18 protein-coding genes are annotated in these 17002 nt (G+C 67.8%); 11 read left to right on the top strand and 7 right to left on the bottom strand.

What is annotated here, in order from left to right; translation table 11 throughout:
• The first annotated feature begins 116 nt into the window (after window positions 1-116).
• From ACYQR9_RS04235 to ACYQR9_RS04245, 3 genes are all read left to right on the top strand, one after another.
• On the top strand, window positions 117-1226 hold the full coding sequence (locus ACYQR9_RS04235; RefSeq protein WP_246747814.1) for a patatin-like phospholipase family protein: 1110 nt from the start codon (window positions 117-119) through the stop codon (window positions 1224-1226).
• A gap of 49 nt (window positions 1227-1275) precedes the next feature.
• Complete coding sequence (locus ACYQR9_RS04240) at window positions 1276-1917, top strand: sigma-70 family RNA polymerase sigma factor (RefSeq protein WP_056422792.1); 642 nt, start codon at window positions 1276-1278, stop codon at window positions 1915-1917.
• Between the two features lie 90 nt (window positions 1918-2007).
• A complete protein-coding gene (locus ACYQR9_RS04245) occupies window positions 2008-2778 on the top strand; it encodes an anti-sigma factor family protein (protein ID WP_056422795.1) in 771 nt (256 codons plus the stop codon).
• Window positions 2779-2815: 37 nt separating this feature from the next.
• On the opposite strand, the gene ACYQR9_RS04250 is transcribed toward ACYQR9_RS04245, so the two are convergent.
• On the bottom strand, window positions 2816-3829 hold the full coding sequence (locus ACYQR9_RS04250; RefSeq protein ID WP_461228806.1) for a bifunctional riboflavin kinase/FAD synthetase: 1014 nt from the start codon (window positions 3827-3829) through the stop codon (window positions 2816-2818).
• Window positions 3830-4106: 277 nt separating this feature from the next.
• Between ACYQR9_RS04250 and ACYQR9_RS04255 the strand changes: the two genes are divergently transcribed.
• Window positions 4107-4490 (top strand): response regulator, encoded by a 384-nt coding sequence (locus tag ACYQR9_RS04255; RefSeq protein ID WP_018046001.1) that lies wholly within the window; start codon window positions 4107-4109, stop codon window positions 4488-4490.
• A 55-nt stretch (window positions 4491-4545) separates the two neighbouring features.
• Window positions 4546-5079 (top strand): protein phosphatase CheZ, encoded by a 534-nt coding sequence (locus ACYQR9_RS04260; RefSeq protein WP_056422799.1) that lies wholly within the window; start codon window positions 4546-4548, stop codon window positions 5077-5079.
• Between the two features lie 43 nt (window positions 5080-5122).
• Here the strand turns inward: ACYQR9_RS04260 and ACYQR9_RS04265 are convergent, their stop codons facing one another.
• Both ACYQR9_RS04265 and ACYQR9_RS04270 read right to left on the bottom strand, forming a co-directional pair.
• A complete protein-coding gene (locus ACYQR9_RS04265) occupies window positions 5123-6037 on the bottom strand; it encodes a TIGR01459 family HAD-type hydrolase (RefSeq protein ID WP_207411102.1) in 915 nt (304 codons plus the stop codon).
• A 103-nt stretch (window positions 6038-6140) separates the two neighbouring features.
• Window positions 6141-7622 carry an EAL domain-containing protein gene (locus tag ACYQR9_RS04270; RefSeq protein WP_461228807.1) on the bottom strand — a complete coding sequence of 494 codons (1482 nt, stop codon included), beginning with the start codon at window positions 7620-7622 and terminating at the stop codon, window positions 6141-6143.
• Between the two features lie 285 nt (window positions 7623-7907).
• Here ACYQR9_RS04270 and ACYQR9_RS04275 point away from each other — a divergent pair, with 285 nt between their 5' ends.
• From ACYQR9_RS04275 to ACYQR9_RS04285, 3 genes are all read left to right on the top strand, one after another.
• The gene (locus ACYQR9_RS04275; protein ID WP_056422806.1) at window positions 7908-8129 is read left to right on the top strand and encodes a heavy-metal-associated domain-containing protein; all 222 of its coding nucleotides are present in this window, start codon (window positions 7908-7910) and stop codon (window positions 8127-8129) included.
• A gap of 237 nt (window positions 8130-8366) precedes the next feature.
• Window positions 8367-10040 (top strand): formate--tetrahydrofolate ligase, encoded by a 1674-nt coding sequence (locus ACYQR9_RS04280; RefSeq protein WP_056422809.1) that lies wholly within the window; start codon window positions 8367-8369, stop codon window positions 10038-10040.
• Between the two features lie 113 nt (window positions 10041-10153).
• On the top strand, window positions 10154-10840 hold the full coding sequence (locus ACYQR9_RS04285; protein ID WP_461228808.1) for a spermine/spermidine synthase domain-containing protein: 687 nt from the start codon (window positions 10154-10156) through the stop codon (window positions 10838-10840).
• A 12-nt stretch (window positions 10841-10852) separates the two neighbouring features.
• On the opposite strand, the gene ACYQR9_RS04290 is transcribed toward ACYQR9_RS04285, so the two are convergent.
• From ACYQR9_RS04290 to ACYQR9_RS04305, 4 genes are all read right to left on the bottom strand, one after another.
• Complete coding sequence (locus ACYQR9_RS04290) at window positions 10853-11071, bottom strand: hypothetical protein (RefSeq protein WP_056422815.1); 219 nt, start codon at window positions 11069-11071, stop codon at window positions 10853-10855.
• Window positions 11072-11192: 121 nt separating this feature from the next.
• Window positions 11193-11486 carry a hypothetical protein gene (locus tag ACYQR9_RS04295; protein WP_461228809.1) on the bottom strand — a complete coding sequence of 98 codons (294 nt, stop codon included), beginning with the start codon at window positions 11484-11486 and terminating at the stop codon, window positions 11193-11195.
• A 111-nt stretch (window positions 11487-11597) separates the two neighbouring features.
• The gene (locus ACYQR9_RS04300) at window positions 11598-12188 is read right to left on the bottom strand and encodes a GNAT family N-acetyltransferase (RefSeq protein ID WP_056422821.1); all 591 of its coding nucleotides are present in this window, start codon (window positions 12186-12188) and stop codon (window positions 11598-11600) included.
• Between the two features lie 115 nt (window positions 12189-12303).
• Complete coding sequence (locus ACYQR9_RS04305) at window positions 12304-12432, bottom strand: hypothetical protein (protein WP_280136528.1); 129 nt, start codon at window positions 12430-12432, stop codon at window positions 12304-12306.
• Window positions 12433-12520: 88 nt separating this feature from the next.
• On the opposite strand from ACYQR9_RS04305, the gene zapE reads away from it, so the two are divergent.
• The 3 genes from zapE to ACYQR9_RS04320 all read left to right on the top strand — a co-directional run bounded on the left by zapE (window position 12521) and on the right by ACYQR9_RS04320 (window position 16965).
• Window positions 12521-13666: a cell division protein ZapE gene (gene zapE / locus ACYQR9_RS04310; protein ID WP_461229731.1), complete on the top strand. Its 1146-nt coding sequence runs from the start codon at window positions 12521-12523 to the stop codon at window positions 13664-13666.
• A 474-nt stretch (window positions 13667-14140) separates the two neighbouring features.
• Window positions 14141-14620, top strand: coding sequence for a (2Fe-2S)-binding protein (locus tag ACYQR9_RS04315; protein ID WP_056422827.1), 480 nt, complete (start codon window positions 14141-14143; stop codon window positions 14618-14620).
• Window positions 14617-16965: a xanthine dehydrogenase family protein molybdopterin-binding subunit gene (locus ACYQR9_RS04320; RefSeq protein ID WP_461228810.1), complete on the top strand. Its 2349-nt coding sequence runs from the start codon at window positions 14617-14619 to the stop codon at window positions 16963-16965. The genes ACYQR9_RS04315 and ACYQR9_RS04320 overlap by 4 nt, the downstream gene beginning before the upstream one ends.
• Window positions 16966-17002: the final 37 nt, after the last annotated feature.

Here is a 17002-nt window from a genome sequence, read left to right on the forward strand (position 1 = left end):
GGAACCGATCCATGCAGCCACCGGTTTGCTGCCCTGCGACCTTTGATGCTGCATTGCAGCATGCCCATGTGCACCCTCTCGATGCGCCTGTGCAAACCCGCCACGTGGAGCTGACGATGCTCGAATCCGAACCTTCCTCCCCGGTCGATTCGCCCTCTACCGATAGGGAAGTGGCCCAGTCGCGGCCCGTCTCGCGTCCAGCCGTCAGCCTCGCCGGTCCGAAAGCCGAGAAGACCGTGGCCCTGGCCCTGCAGGGCGGCGGCGCCCATGGCGCCTTCACCTGGGGCGTGCTGGATGCCCTGATCGAGGATGGCCGTCTCGCCTTCGAGGCCGTCACGGGTGCCAGCGCCGGCGCGATGAACGCGGTCGTGATGGTCGACGGATGGATCACCGGAGGGCCGGAGGGCGCCCGCGCCGCTCTCGACCGGTTCTGGCGTGAGGCGAGCCTCGACGGCGATTTGTGGCCGGCCCAGCGCGGGCTCTTCGACCAGCTGTTCGACCTCTGGAGCCAGAACCCGATCCTGGACTTCTGGACCCGGGCGCTCAAGACCAGCCCATACGTCTCCAACCCGCTCAACGTAAACCCGCTGCGCAAGGCCCTGGCCAAGCACGTGGATTTCGAACGCCTCCGGGCGGCGGAGACCGCCGGGATCTATGTCTCGGCCACCAATGTCTGGACGGGCAAGCTGGCCGTCTTCGAGCGGGATACCTTGAGCATCGATCACCTGATGGCCTCGGCGTGCCTGCCCACGGTGTTCCAGGCGGTGGAGATCGACGGCGTGCCCTATTGGGATGGCGGCTATCTCGGCAATCCGCCGATCTACCCACTCTTCCACGGTGCCCAGACGCGCGACGTGGTGCTGGTCCAGATCAACCCGGTAGAGCGCCGTGAGACCCCGCGTTCGCGCGAAGAGATCCAGGACCGGCTCAACGAGATCACCTTCAACGCCAACCTGATGCGTGAATTGCGCGCCATCGATTTCGTCGACGGACTGATCGAGGACGGGGTGCTCGGCCGCAACGACTACCACCGCATGCTGGTGCACCGCATCGACGGGACGGGCGCCCTCGACGATTACAAGGCGTCCTCCCGGATGGATGCGCGGCTCGGCGTGTTCGAAGGCCTCCGCGACAAGGGCCGCGCGGCGGCGCAAGCCTGGCTCGCCGAGCATTACGAGGGGATCGGACGGACTTGCACGCTGAATCTCAAGGCGACCTATCAATAGGGTGCCGCCCGGTCGGATTAGCCGGCCGGGCTCGCGCGTTAACTGATCCATGACGGCCGAACCGACTCAGACCGCCTCCTCCATCGTCGACCTTCTGGTCCCCTTGCGACGCTATGCGCGCTCGTTGACGCGCGACACGCTGAAAGCCGACGATCTCGTCCACGACACCCTCGTCCGCGCGTTGGAATCCGGCCTCTCCGTGAGGCCGAACACCAACCTGCGGACCTGGATGATGACGGTCCTGCACAACGTCTTCATCGACGACCAGCGCCGCAAGCGGGTGGAAGCCCGCCACGCCGAATCCCTCGTCCAGATGAGCGACGAGAGCGTACCGCCCTCCCAGGAAGGGCAGGTGCGCCTCGCCCAAATCCGCCAGGCCTTCCTCACATTGCCCGAGGAGCAGCGCGCCGCGCTCCATCTCGTGACCCTCGAGGGCATGGCCTATGCCGACGCGGCGGCGGTGCTCGGTATTCCCATCGGCACTCTGATGTCGCGACTCGGGCGTGGCCGCGCGGCCCTGCGCGCTTTCGAGGAAGGCGAGGCCGGCAGCGGCCGAAGCCGTTCCGGCTCCTTACCCGGATCGGGTTCGGGAAAGCCCGAGCGGCCGCATCTGCGCCTCGTCAGCGACTGGAACGGCCAGGATACGAGGCAGGACATCCGCCTCGCATCCAAGGCCATGGGCGGTCCGTAACCGCACCGAATTCGAGGGCACTCGGTGACGAGTGTCAGGACTGCATGAAAGCGTCACCGCTTTCGATCGTTGAACTGGATACCGACCGTCATGATCGACCCGATCACCGACAGTGACCTCGCCGCCTTCGTCGACGGACAGCTCGACGTCATGCGCCGGCTCGAGGTGGAATCCTATCTCGCCCAAACGCCGGCGGCTGCCGCGCGGGTAATGGCCGAGATGCATGACAGGGACGCCCTGCGTCAGGCTTTCGCGCAGCTGCCCGGGCCGGGTCCGGAGCGCAACCGCGCGGCGGCCCGCCGCCTCGATCGATCCATGGCATGGCGGCGTGCCGGTGAGCGGCTGAAGCGTGCGGCGGTGATCGTGCTCCTCGTGGGCGCCGGCTGGATCGCGCATTCGGATACGGGCGTGTTCGGCGTGCCCGACACCTTCGCCGCGCCGGTCGACCCGGCCCTGGTCGCCGATGCGCGCCAGGCCAGGGAAGTGGCCCATATCCGCGCCCGCCTCGGCTCGCCCGCCTCGCCGAGCTACGACAAAGCCGGCATCTCGAGTGCCACCGGCATCGTCCTGCCGGACCTGCCGGGAGATTGGTCGGTGCGCGATGTCCAGATCGTGCCCGCCCGTCACGGGGCCGGGGTCGAGGTCATGATCGACGCGCCCGATCTCGGCGAAGTCTCGCTGTTCGCAGCGCGGGGCACCAGCGAGGCGGCCTTCACCGGCGAGGTGGCGAGCCCGGGCGACGGGGAGACCGTCTACTGGACGGCGGGCCGTTCGGTCTATGCGCTCAGCGGCAACGGCCACCAGAGCGCGCTGCAAGAGGCGGCGCGTCGCCTCGCCTCGATCGATCCCGCCAAGCGCTGAGCCGGCGGATATCGCGACCCGGAGGCCGCGACGGAATTCAGCCGATCATCGACGGAACGCGGTCGTTTGCGATGAGTACGCGCGCCTCGGCCGCGTCCACATCCATCCGGGCAATCAGGGCCTCGGCGCCGGAGAAGCGTTCCTCGCCGCGGATGTAGCCCAGGAACTCCACCGCGATGGTCTGTCCGTAGAGATCGCCCGAGAAGCCGAATAGGTTGACTTCGAGCAGGGGAGCGCCGTCGTCGAAGGTCGGGCGCCGCCCGTAGCTCGCGACGCCGTCCCGGACCGAACCATCGGGTAGCCCGATTCGGACGGCGTAGATGCCGTGGGCGAGGCCACAATCGGGCAGCGCCACGTTCGCCGTGGGATATCCCAACGTACGGCCGCGCTTGTCTCCGTGCCGGACCTCTCCGCAGACGAACCAGCGATAGCCGAGCAGCCGGTTCGCCAGGACGATGTCGCCCTGCCGCAGGGCTTCCCGGATCGCACTCGACGAGACGGGGGCTTCCCCCTCCCCGATGGAGACGGCGGGAATGATCCGGCATGCGAGGGAGGCCTCCGCGCAGAGCCGAGCCAGCACCTCCGGCGTTCCCTCCCGCCCACGCCCGAAATGGAAGTCGTGGCCGATCACGACGCCGGACACGCCAAGATCGCGCTTGAGCAGTTCGTGGACGAAACCGGCGGCGGTCGTCCCCGCCATGAGCGCGTCGAAACGGCGCACGATCAGGCCGTCGAGGCCGAGACGGGCGAAGACGATCTCCTTGGCGGCCGGGCCCGTCAGCCGGAACATCGGCAGGTCGGGAGCGAAATAAGCGCGTGGATGCGGCTCGAAGGTCAGCATCACCGCCGGGACGCCGCGCTTGTCCGCCTCCTCGCGGACGGCCTCGACCAGGGCGCCATGGCCCCGGTGCACGCCGTCGAAATTCCCGATCGCCGCGATGGCCCCCGCTAGGGATGCCGGCACCGCCTCGTCCTCGCGGCAGATGATGAAAGGCCGCCCCGACGGGGAGCGGGCTGCGGGACGCGCGGAAAGGTCGTCGGCAGGCGCCATCAGGTTCAAGCGGTCTCGAAAATGCAGCGGCCGAAGGAGCGACCGAAGGGGGAATTCGCGCCGGAACCTGTCGAAAAGCCGGGGGAGGGTCAAGGGAAGTGACGGTCGATCAGTGCGGGATGCAAGATCCCCTGTCCAATTAACCGCTTCGCAATGCGGGGTGCGGTACTTTCACGAACGAGAGGCGGCGCGTGGCGGCGCTTCCCCAAGAAATATTGCCACTGATCCGGTCCGCGGCGCGCCGCACCGGCCCTGCACCGACGGAGCACCCCGACCCATGGCCCTCGATCTCGGCATGCCGATCCTCGTCGTGGACGATTATCAGACGATGGTCCGCATCATCCGCAACCTGCTCAAGCAGCTCGGCTTCGAAGAAGTCGATGATGCCTCTGACGGAACAGCGGCCCTGGCTCGGCTGAAGAACCGCAAATACGGCCTCGTGATTTCCGACTGGAACATGGAGCCGATGACGGGCTACGAGCTGCTGCGCCATGTCCGTGCCGACGAGGCCCTGCGCACCACGCCGTTCATCATGGTCACCGCCGAATCGAAGACCGAGAACGTGATCGCGGCCAAGAAGGCCGGCGTGAACAACTACATCGTCAAGCCCTTCAATGCGGCAACCCTGAAGAGCAAGATCGAGGCTGTCTGCGGCGCTTGAGCCGCAGACCCGCTTTCCCTTCTTCGACGAAGCAGAGTGTCGTGGAGCGATAGGCATGGGCGAGAAAGCACGGACGAACGGCCCTACGCTGGCATCGACACGCCCATCGCTGATCCGAGAGCTGGTCGAGATCGCCGACTACATCGCGCATGTCCGGAAGGAGATCGCGGCCCTGCGGGCGAACGAGCTCACCCGCGACCGGCTGCCGATGGCCCATGTGGAACTCGGCAGCGTCGTCGAGGCGACGGCCGGCGCGACGAACTCGATCATGACGGCAGCCGAGGAAATCCTCAGCCTGCCCAACGACAAGAACTACCGTGCCTCGGTCGAGTCACGGATGAACGATATCTTCGAGGCCTGCACGTTCCAGGACATTACTGGGCAGCGGATCGCGAAGGTCAGCGAATCCCTGCGGCAGCTCGAAAATCGGCTGTCGCGCTTCGCCACCGCCGTGAAGGCGAAGGACGAAAGCGGCACAGATCCGGCGGAGGTGGAGCGCCGGGTTCGGGCCGAGCTCCTCCTCCTCAACGGACCGCAGATCAAGGGCCCCGCCACGGCCCAGGACGAGATCGACGCTCTGTTCGCGTGATCAGTCGGGCCTCGCGGCTTTGGAACGATCAAGCCGCGAGAGCCTACCAGACCAATCGTTCGATGACGGCATCCGGGTGGACCTCCTGGCGGGCCAGCCATTCGGCCACCTCGCCGAGCGTGTCGTGTTCGGCCAGGACGCCGAGCTCCTCCGCGTGGATGCCGCGCGCCACCAGCAGGTTCGGGATTCCGTAGGCCGCCGCCCCCGCGATATCGGTACGCAGGGCGTCGCCGACGGCGAGGACGCGGGCGACGTCCGGCGCGGTGCCGCCATCGAGGTCCGCCGCCATGGCGAGCGCCGCCTCGTAGACGGGACGGTACGGCTTGCCGGCATAGGTCACTGAACCACCGATCTCCGCATAGGCTTGCGCGATCAGGCCGGCGCAGGGGATCAACTTCTTCTTGCGCTCGACCACGAGATCGGGATTGGCGCAGATCATCGGCACGTCCCGTGCCCGGAAGCCGGCCAGCGTATCCCGGTAATCCTCCGCCGTCTCGACCGTGTCGTCGAACAGGCCGGTGCAGACCACACGCTCCGCCTCACCGGCCGCCACGAGGCGGATATCGAGGCCATCGAAGATCGTCGCGTCGCGTTCCGGCCCGAGATGGTGGATGCGCTCGCCCGGATGCTCCGCGATCAGGCGCCGGGTCAGGTCGCCGGAGGTGAGGATGGCGTCATAGGCCTCGCGCGGCACGCCGTAGCCGTCGAGGATGGTCTGGACGCCGGCCCAGGGGCGTGGGGCATTCGAGACGAGAATGACGCGCCGTCGGCGACCGGCTTCGGGCAGGGTGCGGAATCGGATCAGCGCCTCGCCCGCTCCCCGATGAGCCCGCGTCCCGTCATGGAGCACACCCCAGACGTCGCACAGAATGAGGTCGTAGCGCTCGGCGACGTCTGAAAGACCGCCCAGGGTCGGGATCTGCGCCGGCGTTGTGGCGCGCGCGAACGGTTCGCTCATGGATCTGGCCTGACTGGCAAGGAATTCGGGGCATGACGGGATGGCCGACCGGTTAGGCCCGCCGGACTCCGAAATCAACGCATCGGGATCGAAGCAGGGGGCTTCAGCCGGCCCGGCGCAGGAAGTCGCGGAACGGCCGGCGCTGCGGCGGCGGTTCGGGATCGTCGCCGGGTTCCTGAGGTGATGGTGGCGTCTCTGGCGGCGCGGCTTGAACCGGAGCGGCGGCCAGGACCTCGGCCCGCACTGCTCGGGCCGGGGCGAAGACCGAGCCCTGCGCCAGCGGCACGTCGAGGTCGATGAGATCGGGAACGTCGCTCTCGCGCTCGACGGCGTCGGCGACGAGCCGGATGCCGGCTCGGGACAAGGAGGCGACGAGATCGTCCAGGGCGATATCGGGCATGGCCTGGCGGGGATCGGGTCGCAGGAGAAGATCGGAGGGCACCTTGACCTGACTGACGCCCCGATCGGCCAGGGCCAGGGGGTCGAGGCGCAGGTCGACGGGTCGGTCCAGGGCGAAGCCCACGCGACCGCGCAGTTCTGCCAGGGCGCCGGCTTGCTCCGCGTCGAGGCTGCGCCAGCTCGACTGGGGCAGTGCGATCACGAGGCGTCCCGACTGCGCGGATTCACCGGCGAGCAGCCGCGGCAGCGTGCGCAGGAAGCCGGGCTCGAACAGGGAATGCGGCGACAGGCCGTACGTCACAGCAGCCTGACTGCCGCGTCCGCTGAGGTGGCGGGCCACCGTGGCGACGAGGGGAAGCATGCGGCGATCGAGTTCGGTGGTTCGCCCATGGCGTTCGAGGGCCGGCAGGAACAGTTCCGGCTTGAGAATGTCGGCGCCGAGTCGCAGGCGCGCCAGCGCCTCGTAGGACACGACCTTGCGTTGCGGCAGAGAGACGATGGGTTGGAGATGGACTTCGAGCCCGCCGCCGTCGAAGGCCGCGACCATGACCGCATCCCGGCTCCGGTCCGGCCGTACCCGGTCCGCGACCGTCTCGGACCGCTCCTGCGGTGGCCAGGCGCGCGGCACCCAGGGCGCCGCAGCGGTCTCGGTTCTCGGCGGCGGGGAAGGCGGCGGGACGATGGAGGCATCCGCGGCGTCACGACGGGCGATCGGGGTCGGAGTGGGAGCGGCCGGTGGCGTTGCCTTCAGGCGGGCGATCTCTCCGTCCTGCGTGGCGACCACGGCGGCGAGTTCGCGGACGATGCCACTGAGCAGGCCGATTTCTGCAGTGACCTCCTCCACGGCGGCATCCACCGAGGATTCCTTGGGGGCCTTGGCCTCCGCCGGGCCGTCCTCCTCGGCACGGGCGCGCTCGATCCGCATCTGCTGGTCGGCGATGAGCCGGGCCACCGTCTCCAGGCGCACGAGGCGTTGGGACAAGATATCCAGCTCTCCCGAAAGCTTCTCGCACCGCAGGTCGAGCGCGCCCGCCCGGCGCGCGGCCAGGATGGCGACGAGACCACTCATGGCCGCCAGTCCGAAGGCGCCGCCGAGGGGGGAGATCACTGCGAGCGGCGCCAGGACCACGAACCCGATGAGACTCAGGAGCCACGGGCCCGTGCGTCGGCCGACGATCCGGGCCATCGGAATACTCTTATCCTCACGACGATCGAGCGGAGATCACGGGGCCTCGCTCACGGTTTACGCAAATCGAGACAGGCTCCGTTTGTCGCCGAGGCGACGAGGTCCCACAAGATGGGCGCGGGCTGCGTGAACCGGTTTTTTGCCATGTGTTGCATGAGCTTCGAAGCTTGGCTTCAGCCAGCCTGGCAGCGCCTCCGAGGCCCCCCGGACCATCCCCCCTCGCGGCGGGAGGGGATTTGGCTCTACATGAGGTGCGAGACGTGACCCAGCGACGGGAGCGGTTGGATGGATACGAGACGGGTAGACCTGCTGATGCAGGTGGACGGCATGACCTGCGACGGCTGCGCTGAGGCGGTGCGCAAGGCCATTCTGCGGATCGATCCGGAGGCGCATGTCGCCGTCGACCGCGATCACGGCCGCGTGGCGATCACCACCGACGCCCAGAGCCTGACGATCGCCGAAGCGCTGAACCAGGCCGGCTACACGGCGACGGCGATGTCGGGCTGACTCCGCCCCGCACACCGCCTAGGCGGGCGACCCGCCCGAGCCTCGGCGCTCTCAAATGAAATTTTGCAGACGCGTTGAAAAATTCCGACGCGCTTTTGCTTGCTCCATCGCTCACAGTGATGGCAACGGTGAAGCATGGATTGTTCGCGGGTCGCCGCCGGACGCCGCGAACCCACGATCGTCCACAAGAAGCGTTAAGCGCGACACGCCATCGCGACGACAGACCGGGAGAGACCAATGCCCTCAGACATCGAGATCGCCCGCGCGGCTACCCTGCAGCCGATCACGCAGGTGGCCGAGAAGATCGGCGTGCCGGAAGATGCCCTGCACCATTACGGCCGGCATATCGCCAAGATCGACCATGCCTTCATCAAGTCGCTGGAATCGAAGCCCGAGGGCAAGCTCGTCCTCGTGACCGCGATCAGCCCGACCCCGGCGGGCGAAGGCAAGACCACGACCACGGTCGGCCTCGGCGATGCGCTGAACCGCATCGGCAAGAAGACGGTGATGTGTCTGCGCGAGCCTTCGCTCGGCCCGTGCTTCGGGATGAAGGGAGGTGCCGCCGGCGGCGGCAAGGCCCAGGTCGTGCCGATGGAGCAGATCAACCTGCACTTCACCGGCGATTTCCACGCCATCACTTCGGCGCACAGCCTCGCCGCCGCGCTCATCGACAACCACGTCTACTGGGCCAACGAGCTCAATATCGACGTGCGCCGCATCCATTGGCGCCGGGTCGTCGACATGAACGATCGCGCCCTGCGGTCGATCACCCAGTCGCTGGGCGGTGTCGCCAACGGCTTCCCGCGCGAGGACGGGTTCGACATCACCGTGGCATCGGAAGTCATGGCTGTGTTCTGCCTCGCCCGTGATCTCGACGACCTCGAGGCCCGTCTCGGCCGCATCGTCATCGCGGAGACCCGCGACCGCAAGCCGGTGACGCTGGCCGACGTCAAGGCTACCGGCGCGATGACCGTGCTCCTCAAGGACGCGCTGCAGCCGAACCTGGTCCAGACCCTGGAGGGCAACCCTGCCCTGATCCATGGCGGCCCCTTCGCCAACATCGCGCATGGCTGCAACTCGGTGATCGCCACCCGCGCCGGCCTCAAGCTCGGCGATTACGTGGTCACCGAAGCCGGCTTCGGCGCGGATCTCGGTGCCGAGAAGTTCATCGACATCAAGTGCCGGCAGGCGGGGCTGAAACCCTCGGCGGTGGTCATCGTCGCCACGGTGCGCGCCCTCAAGATGCATGGCGGCGTGTCGAAGAAGGAGCTCGGCTCCGAGAACCTCGATGCCCTGGAGAAGGGCTTCGCCAACCTCGCCCGGCATGTCGCCAACGTGCGCGGCTTCGGCCTGCCCGTCGTCATCGGCGTGAATCACTTCTACGCCGATACCGACGCGGAACACGCCAAGCTCAAGGAGCTGTGCCGCGAGAAGCTCGATGTCGAGGCCATCACCTGCAAGCATTGGGCGGAAGGCGGAGCCGGCGCCGAGGAGTTGGCACAGGCCGTGGTCAAGCTCGCCGAGGGCGAGCAGAAGCCGCTGACCTTCGCCTACGAGACCGACACCAAGCTCACCGACAAGGTCAAGACCATCGCCACCAAGCTCTACGGCGCGGGCGACATCCAGGTGGAATCGAAGGCCGCCACCAAGCTCGCCCAGTTCGAGAAGGACGGCTACGGCAACCTGCCGGTCTGCATGGCCAAGACGCAGTACTCGTTCTCCACCGACCCGAACCTGATGGGTGCTCCCTCGGGCCACCTCATCTCTGTGCGCGACGTGCGGCTCTCGGCCGGCGCCGGCTTCGTCGTGGTGATCTGCGGTGAGATCATGACCATGCCCGGCCTGCCCAAGGTCCCCGCCTCGGAGGGCATCCATCTCGATGCCGACGGGCAGATCGAAGGCCTGTTCTAGCCGGATGCCAATGGCCCCTCCCCTGTCGGGGGAGGGGCGCCTGCCCGGCATCGCGTGATCCCCCGCCCCAGCTGTGATAGCCGGGTCGGCATGCAGTCCCGCCGGCCCCGCTCATGATTCCCTGGCTCGTCCTCGACACCGCACCGATCCCCGGGGACGAGGGCCAGTTGCGGCTGCTTCAGCGCGGCAGCGAATTCTCGATCCAGCTCGGACATAACGAGCTGATGAACAGCCGCCTCAGCGGCTCGGAGAAGGCGCTCGCGACACTCGCGGCGGAGCGGGTCGGAGGCCGCGCGGGCGCGCGTTTCCTGATCGGCGGTCTCGGCATGGGTTTCACCCTGCGCGCGGCCCTCGATGCGTTGCGCCCCGACGCCGCGATCGTCGTCGCCGAACTCGTGCCGAACGTGGCGGAATGGGTGCGCGGGCCGTTGAGCGCCCTGTCGGCGAATGCCCTCGACGATACGCGGGTGGACCTGCGGATCGGCGATGTCGTCGGCGCGATCCGCTCGGCGACCGCCGCCTACGACGCCATCCTCCTCGACGTCGATAACGGCCCCGACGGGCTCACCCGGGCGGCCAATGACAGGCTCTATGACGGGGCGGGATTGGGCGCGGCCATGACGGCCCTGCGGCCCGGCGGCGTGCTCGCCGTATGGTCCGCGCATCCGGACCGGACCTTTACTCAGCGCCTTCGCCGGGGCGGGTTCGCCGTGGAGGAGGTTCCTGTCAGGGCCAATGTCACCAGCGGCGCCCGCCATACGATCTGGCTGGCGATGAAACCGGGGAGTGCGCCGCGCTGAACGCCGCCGGATTCACGCCGAATGTCGATTGCGCTCCAGGCGTCGGTTGAGCCGCGTGACGCCGTAGATTTCCGCCAGATGGCGACGGGCCGCCTTCACCGGCGCATCCTCCCGCTCGATGCGGGCCGCCTCGATCACCCGCAGCGTATGGGCGACGCAATGCTCCAGGCGCGTCGTGGCATGTCCCTCCCGGGAACGCCGATCCTGTGCCGAATTCTCGCCGATGGTCATGAGAAGCCCCCTCCCCGATCGTGATCGAAGGAGCTTCGTTAGCGCCGTGGTGCGGCGGCCATCGGGTGGAGACTTGGCTTCAACATGGCAGCTTGGCCGTGGCCCTGAACCGCGATCGGACTCAGTCGCGCGTGCTGCCCTCGTTGAACTTGTCGCGGCAGACATAGCCGACGAAGCATTTCGCCACGTCCTGGGTGAGTTCGTAGGCGGGTTTGGGCGCTTCCGGCAGGGGACAGAACCCACCGTCGCGGACGATCCTGTCGTAGGTGATCGGCCCCGTCGTCATCACGATGGCCCCGACGCGGTTCACCAGGGCTGCGGCGTCGGCGCAGAGCATGGCGGGGGTCGCTGGCCGCTCCTGCGCCGAAACGGCGAGAGGAGCCACGACGATGCAGGCAGCAAGCACGGATCTCATGGCGGAGTGATCTTTTCGAACAGGGAGCCGGGCGAATGCGAAGCCGACGGCGACGCCCGAGAGTAACCCAGGATAGCGTCCGGCGACCTCGCCGCCAATCCGCTTGATCTCTCACGCCGCTCGTTTCAGCGGCTCGGCGGCGGCGGCCACCGCCAGGGTGAAATCCAGCGCCTCGTCGATCCCCTCGCGCCAGAGCGAGGCGGGCGTCGGACGGGCGAGGACGAGCGCCCCCTCCGCTTCGCCATCGGCCAGGGTCACTTCGGCGCCGAGCTTGGTGGCGAGCCCGCGCATCGGGCCGTTCCGGCTCAGACAGCGGACATGAAGATCGCGGACGCCGCGGTTGCGCGCCGCCGAGACGATCCGTCGAAAGAGGGCATGGCCGAGGCCGTTGCGGCGGAACCCGCGCTCCACGGCGAAGGCCGCCTCCGCATCGCGGCCGAGGCTCAGCCCCGGCACGGGGCCGGTGAGCGGACGCAATTCGCCGAGCGCGCGCAAGGTCCCCTCGACGAAACCGCCGAAGACCAGCCCTTCGACCTTGAGGGCGCGGGCTGCATACGCAACGGCCGCGGTATCGCTCACGGCGGCCATGAACCGGTTGGCTCTGGTATCGGGGTCGAGCCGCAGGAAATAGGCCTCGACCATGGCTCGGTCGCTGGGCCAGAGGCGCCGGACATTCGGTCCGGTCGAAATGGTGTCGGGCATTGTGCCGTCGTACTCCGGATGACATTGCGCTGATGTGCGCTGGCTCCGGGCGTGACCTCCCTCGAGGAGGCCACGAGATGGCATCGCCGCCGATTTTGTGCAATGCAACAAAACGTCATCCGGCCGGCATGCCGTGCTTGATCCCTCCGGCGACGCGCGGCAGACCGGTCTTCGGGCCTGTCGCCGGACCGGTTCCATCGACGCGCACGCGGCCCTTGCGCCGTCCCGTATCCAAGGTCGCCATCGCCGTGAGTCCCCCCTCAGGTTCCGCATCCTCCACCGGTTCGCAGGGCGGTGATTCTCCTGCCGGTCCGGTTTCGGCGCGCTACGACATGCTGGTCTCGTCGGGCGCCATCGAGCGCGACCCGGCTCAGACCCATCTGGTCCAGGCCCTCGACAGGCTGGTCCAGGATCTCGACCGGCGGCGGCGGGCGAAGAAGGGCAGCGCGCTCGGCTGGCTGTTCGGCCGCAGCGGCGACAGCGAAGGTCCGCCCAAGGGCCTCTACATCTGGGGCTCCGTCGGCCGCGGCAAGACCATGCTGATGGACCTCTTCCACGAGGCGGCGCCGGGCAAGAAACGCCGCGTCCATTTCCACGGCTTCCTGTCGGATGCCCATGAGCGCATCCATGCCCACCGGCAGGCCCTTAAGGCGGGCACGGCCAAGGGTGACGACCCGATCCCAGTGGTGGCCGACGCCCTGGCGGACGAGGCGACGCTGCTGTGTTTCGATGAGTTCACCGTGACCGACATCGCCGACGCGATGATCCTCGGCCGGCTGTTCGGGGCGTTGTTCAAGCGCGGCGTCACCGTCGTCGCGACGTCCAACGTCGAGCCCGACCGGCTCTATGAAGGCGGGCTCAACCGCGCGCTGTTCCTGCCCTTCGTCGCGGAGTTGAAGAGCCGGGTCGAGATCCTGAAGCTCGATTCCCGGACGGATTTCCGCCTGGAGAAGCTCGGTGGCGCTTCTGTCTATCATGTGCCTGCCGACGAGACGGCCGCCGCCGCCCTCGATCAGGCCTTCAAGGGGCTCACCGGCAAAGCCCGGGGCAAGCCTGCCACGATCCGCGTGAAAGGCCGCGAGGTGGCCGTGCCGGAGGAGGCCGCCGGCGTCGCCCGGTTCGGCTTCGCCGACCTTTGCGCCCAGCCGCTGGGCGCCGCCGACTACATGGCCATCGCCCATTCCTTCAAGACGGTGATCCTTTCGGACATCCCGGTGATGGGCGAGGCGAACCGCAACGAGGCCAAGCGCTTCATCACCCTCGTCGACACGTTCTACGATGCCCACGTGAAACTGATCGCCTCGGCCGCCGCCGAGCCGACCGGTCTCTACACAGCGACCGAGGGCCGAGAGGCGTTCGAGTTCGACCGCACGGTCTCGCGCCTCATCGAGATGCGCTCATCGGAATACCTCGCTCTACCCCATGGGCGCGGTGATTCCGAGGCGAGCGGGTCCAGCTTCGGCCTCGTGGAGACCTGATCGAGGCGAAGTGCCGGACGGTTCGAGCACCGTTATGTCGAAGCGATTCGAAAGGTTTGGCGCTTCACCGAGGCCCGCTGGAGCGATGTCTGCAGAGCCGGCATAAACAACGAGCGACATTCGAAAGCGTCCCAGACGCCCGATACGTACTGTGCGCAACAGCACATCGAATCCTCGGCCGAGCTTCACGAAAGCGACGCCCGTGGCTGCCGGCCGTTGCACCGCAGCACCCCTACCGTTTAATTGGATTCATTATGAGGTACGGGGCGTGGGGGCTTCGTGCACTGCGACGGTTCCCTGTCGAGGGGTGCCGGATCCGCTGCCGCACCTCAGGGACGTTTCGATGCGGGACGGCGACGATGTCGCGCGCGCCCCGCGCCTGAGTGACGACCTCCAAGGTATTCGCGAGCCCAACGGATCGGTAGCCCGCCGATCTCGACCGGTCCGTGGCCTGATCGATGACAGGATAGACCGATGATCAAACTCACCGTGAACGGGGCTGAACGCAGCTTCGACGGCGATCCCGACATGCCGCTGCTGTGGTTCCTGCGTGACGAAGTCGGCCTCACCGGCACCAAGTTCGGTTGCGGCCAGGCCCTGTGCGGCGCCTGCACGATCCATCTCGGCGGCACTGCCGTGCGCGGCTGCGTCACCCCCATCTCCGCAGCCGAAGGCCAGGAGGTGGTGACCATCGAGGGGCTTTCGCCCGATGGCAACCATCCGGTCCAGGTGGCCTGGCGCGACCTCAATGTCTCGCAATGCGGCTATTGCCAGTGCGGGCAGATGATGCAGGCGGCCTCCTTCCTGAAGGAGACGCCGAAGCCCAACGACGCCCAGATCGACGAGGCCATGAGCGGCAACCTCTGCCGGTGTGGAACCTATCCGCGCATCCGCGCCGCGATCCATCAGGCCGCCGGAAACGCGCCGGCCGCCAACAAGGGAGAGCGCCTGTGATTCACGACGCACAGATCATGGCCGACCTCGCCACCGAGACGACCGCCGCCCCCGAAGCGCCCAGCGCTCTCGCCAATGTCAGCCGCCGCGCCATGCTCGGCGGCATGGGCGCCCTGGTGCTCGCCCTGTCCTGGCGTGACTCCGCGCGTGCCGAGGACAAGAAGGACGAGCCGAAGAAATTCGGCGCCGATGCCATGCCGCATGGCTGGCAGGACGACCCGAAGGTGTTCGTGGCCATCGCGCCGGACGGCACCGTCACCATCACCTGCCATCGCTCGGAGATGGGCCAAGGCGTGCGCACCTCCGTCGCCCTCGTCGTCGCCGACGAGCTCGAGGCGGATTGGGCCAAGGTGAAGGTCGCCCAGGCCTGGGGTGACGAAGCCCGGTTCGGCAACCAGGACACCGACGGCTCGCGCTCGCTCCGCCACTTCTTCCCGCATCTGCGCCATGCAGGTGCGGCAGCGAAGGCCATGCTGGTCCAGGCCGCCGCCAAGCAATGGGGCGTGCCTGCAGCGGAAGTGAAGGCCGAGAACTCGGTCCTCACCCATGCCAAGTCGAAGCGCACGCTCGGCTATGGCGACGTGGCAGCGGCAGCCTCCGAACTCGCCGTGCCCGCCCGCGAGAGCGTGACCCTGAAGGATCCGAAAGCCTTCAAGTTCATCGGCAAGGGCAAGATCGGCCTCATCGACAACCAAGACTTCACCACCGGCAAGGCCATGTACGGCCTCGATACCCGTCTCGACGGGATGCTCTACGCCCTCGTTGCCCGCCCGCCGGTCTTCGGCGGCAAGGTGGCGAGCTACGACGATGCCGAGACCATGAAGGTCCCCGGCGTGGTCAAGGTGTTCAAGATCGACACGCCCGAGATCCCGTCCGAGTTCCAGCCGATCGGCGGCGTCGCCGTCATCGCCAAGAACACCTGGGCGGCAATGAAGGGCCGCGACGCCCTGAAGATCACCTGGGACGACGGCCCGAACGCCCATTACGATTCGGTCGCCTTCCGCGGCGAGTTGGAGAAGGCGGCACGCGCGCCCGGCAAGGTCGTTCGCAACCAGGGTGACGTCGACGGTGCCATGGCCAAGGCCAAGCAGCGGATCGAGGCCGAATATTTCGTGCCCCATCTCGTCCAGGCCCCGATGGAGCCGCCGGCCGCCACCGTGCGGATCAAGGACGGGTTCTGCGAAGCCTGGGCCTGCACACAGGCTCCCCAGGCGACCCATGACCGCCTGGCCAAGAAGCTCAACCTGCCTGCCGACAAGGTGCGGGTGAACGTGACGCTGCTCGGCGGCGGCTTCGGCCGCAAGTCGAAGCCCGATTACGTGCTCGAGGCGGCCCTGTGCTCCCAGGCCGTGGACGGTGCGCCGGTCAAGCTCACCTGGACCCGCGAGGACGACCTCCATCACGGCTACTACCACACGATCTCGGTGGAGCGCCTGGAGGCCGGCCTCGACGACAAGGGCATGCCGGTGGCCTGGCTCCACCGTTCGGCGGCGCCCACGATCGGCTCGATCTTCGCCGCCGGCGCCAAGAACGAGCTGCCCTTCGAGCTCGGGATGGGACTGACCAACACGCCGTTCGCCGTGCCGAATATCCGGCTCGAGAACCCGGCGGCCGACGCGCATGTGCGCATCGGATGGTTCCGCTCGGTGTCGAACATCCCGCACGCCTTCGCGATCCAGTCGTTTGTCGCCGAGTTGGCGCACGCGGCGGGCAAGGACCCGAAGGAGTACCTGCTGGCCCTGATCGGCCCCGACCGGGTGATCGACCCGACCACCATCGGCGATGTGTGGAATTACGGCGAGGACCCGGCCCGCTACCCGATCGAGACCGCGCGCCTGCGTGGGGTCATCGAGGCGGCGGCCAAGGGGATCGGCTGGGGCCGCAAGCTGCCGAAGGGACGAGGCCTCGGCATTGCCGGGCATTACAGCTTCGTCACCCACACGGCGGTCGCCGCCGAGGTCGAAGTGGGCGCCAAGGGCGAAGTCTCGGTCAAGCGCATCGACATCGCCGTCGATTGCGGGCCGCAGGTCAACCCGGAGCGTATCCGCTCGCAGATGGAGGGTGCCGTCGTCATGGGGATGGGCTTGGCCTTGTCGGCCGAAATCACCTTCAAGGACGGGCGCGCGCAGCAGAACAACTTCGACGGCTACGAGATCACCCGTCTCGACGCCGCCCCGAAGGAGTTGCACGTCCACCTGATCCAGAACAACGACTACAGCAGTCCGCTCGGCGGCGTCGGTGAGCCGGGCGTCCCCCCCGTGGCGCCGGCCATCGCCAACGCGGTCTTCGCCGCCACCGGCCGCCGCATCCGGCAGCTGCCGATCCGCGACCAGCTGAGCTCGTAAGACCGCAACACTCTTCGGCCCCTTTCTTGTAAGGGGC

This window comes from Methylobacterium sp. CM6241 (assembly GCF_054817845.1).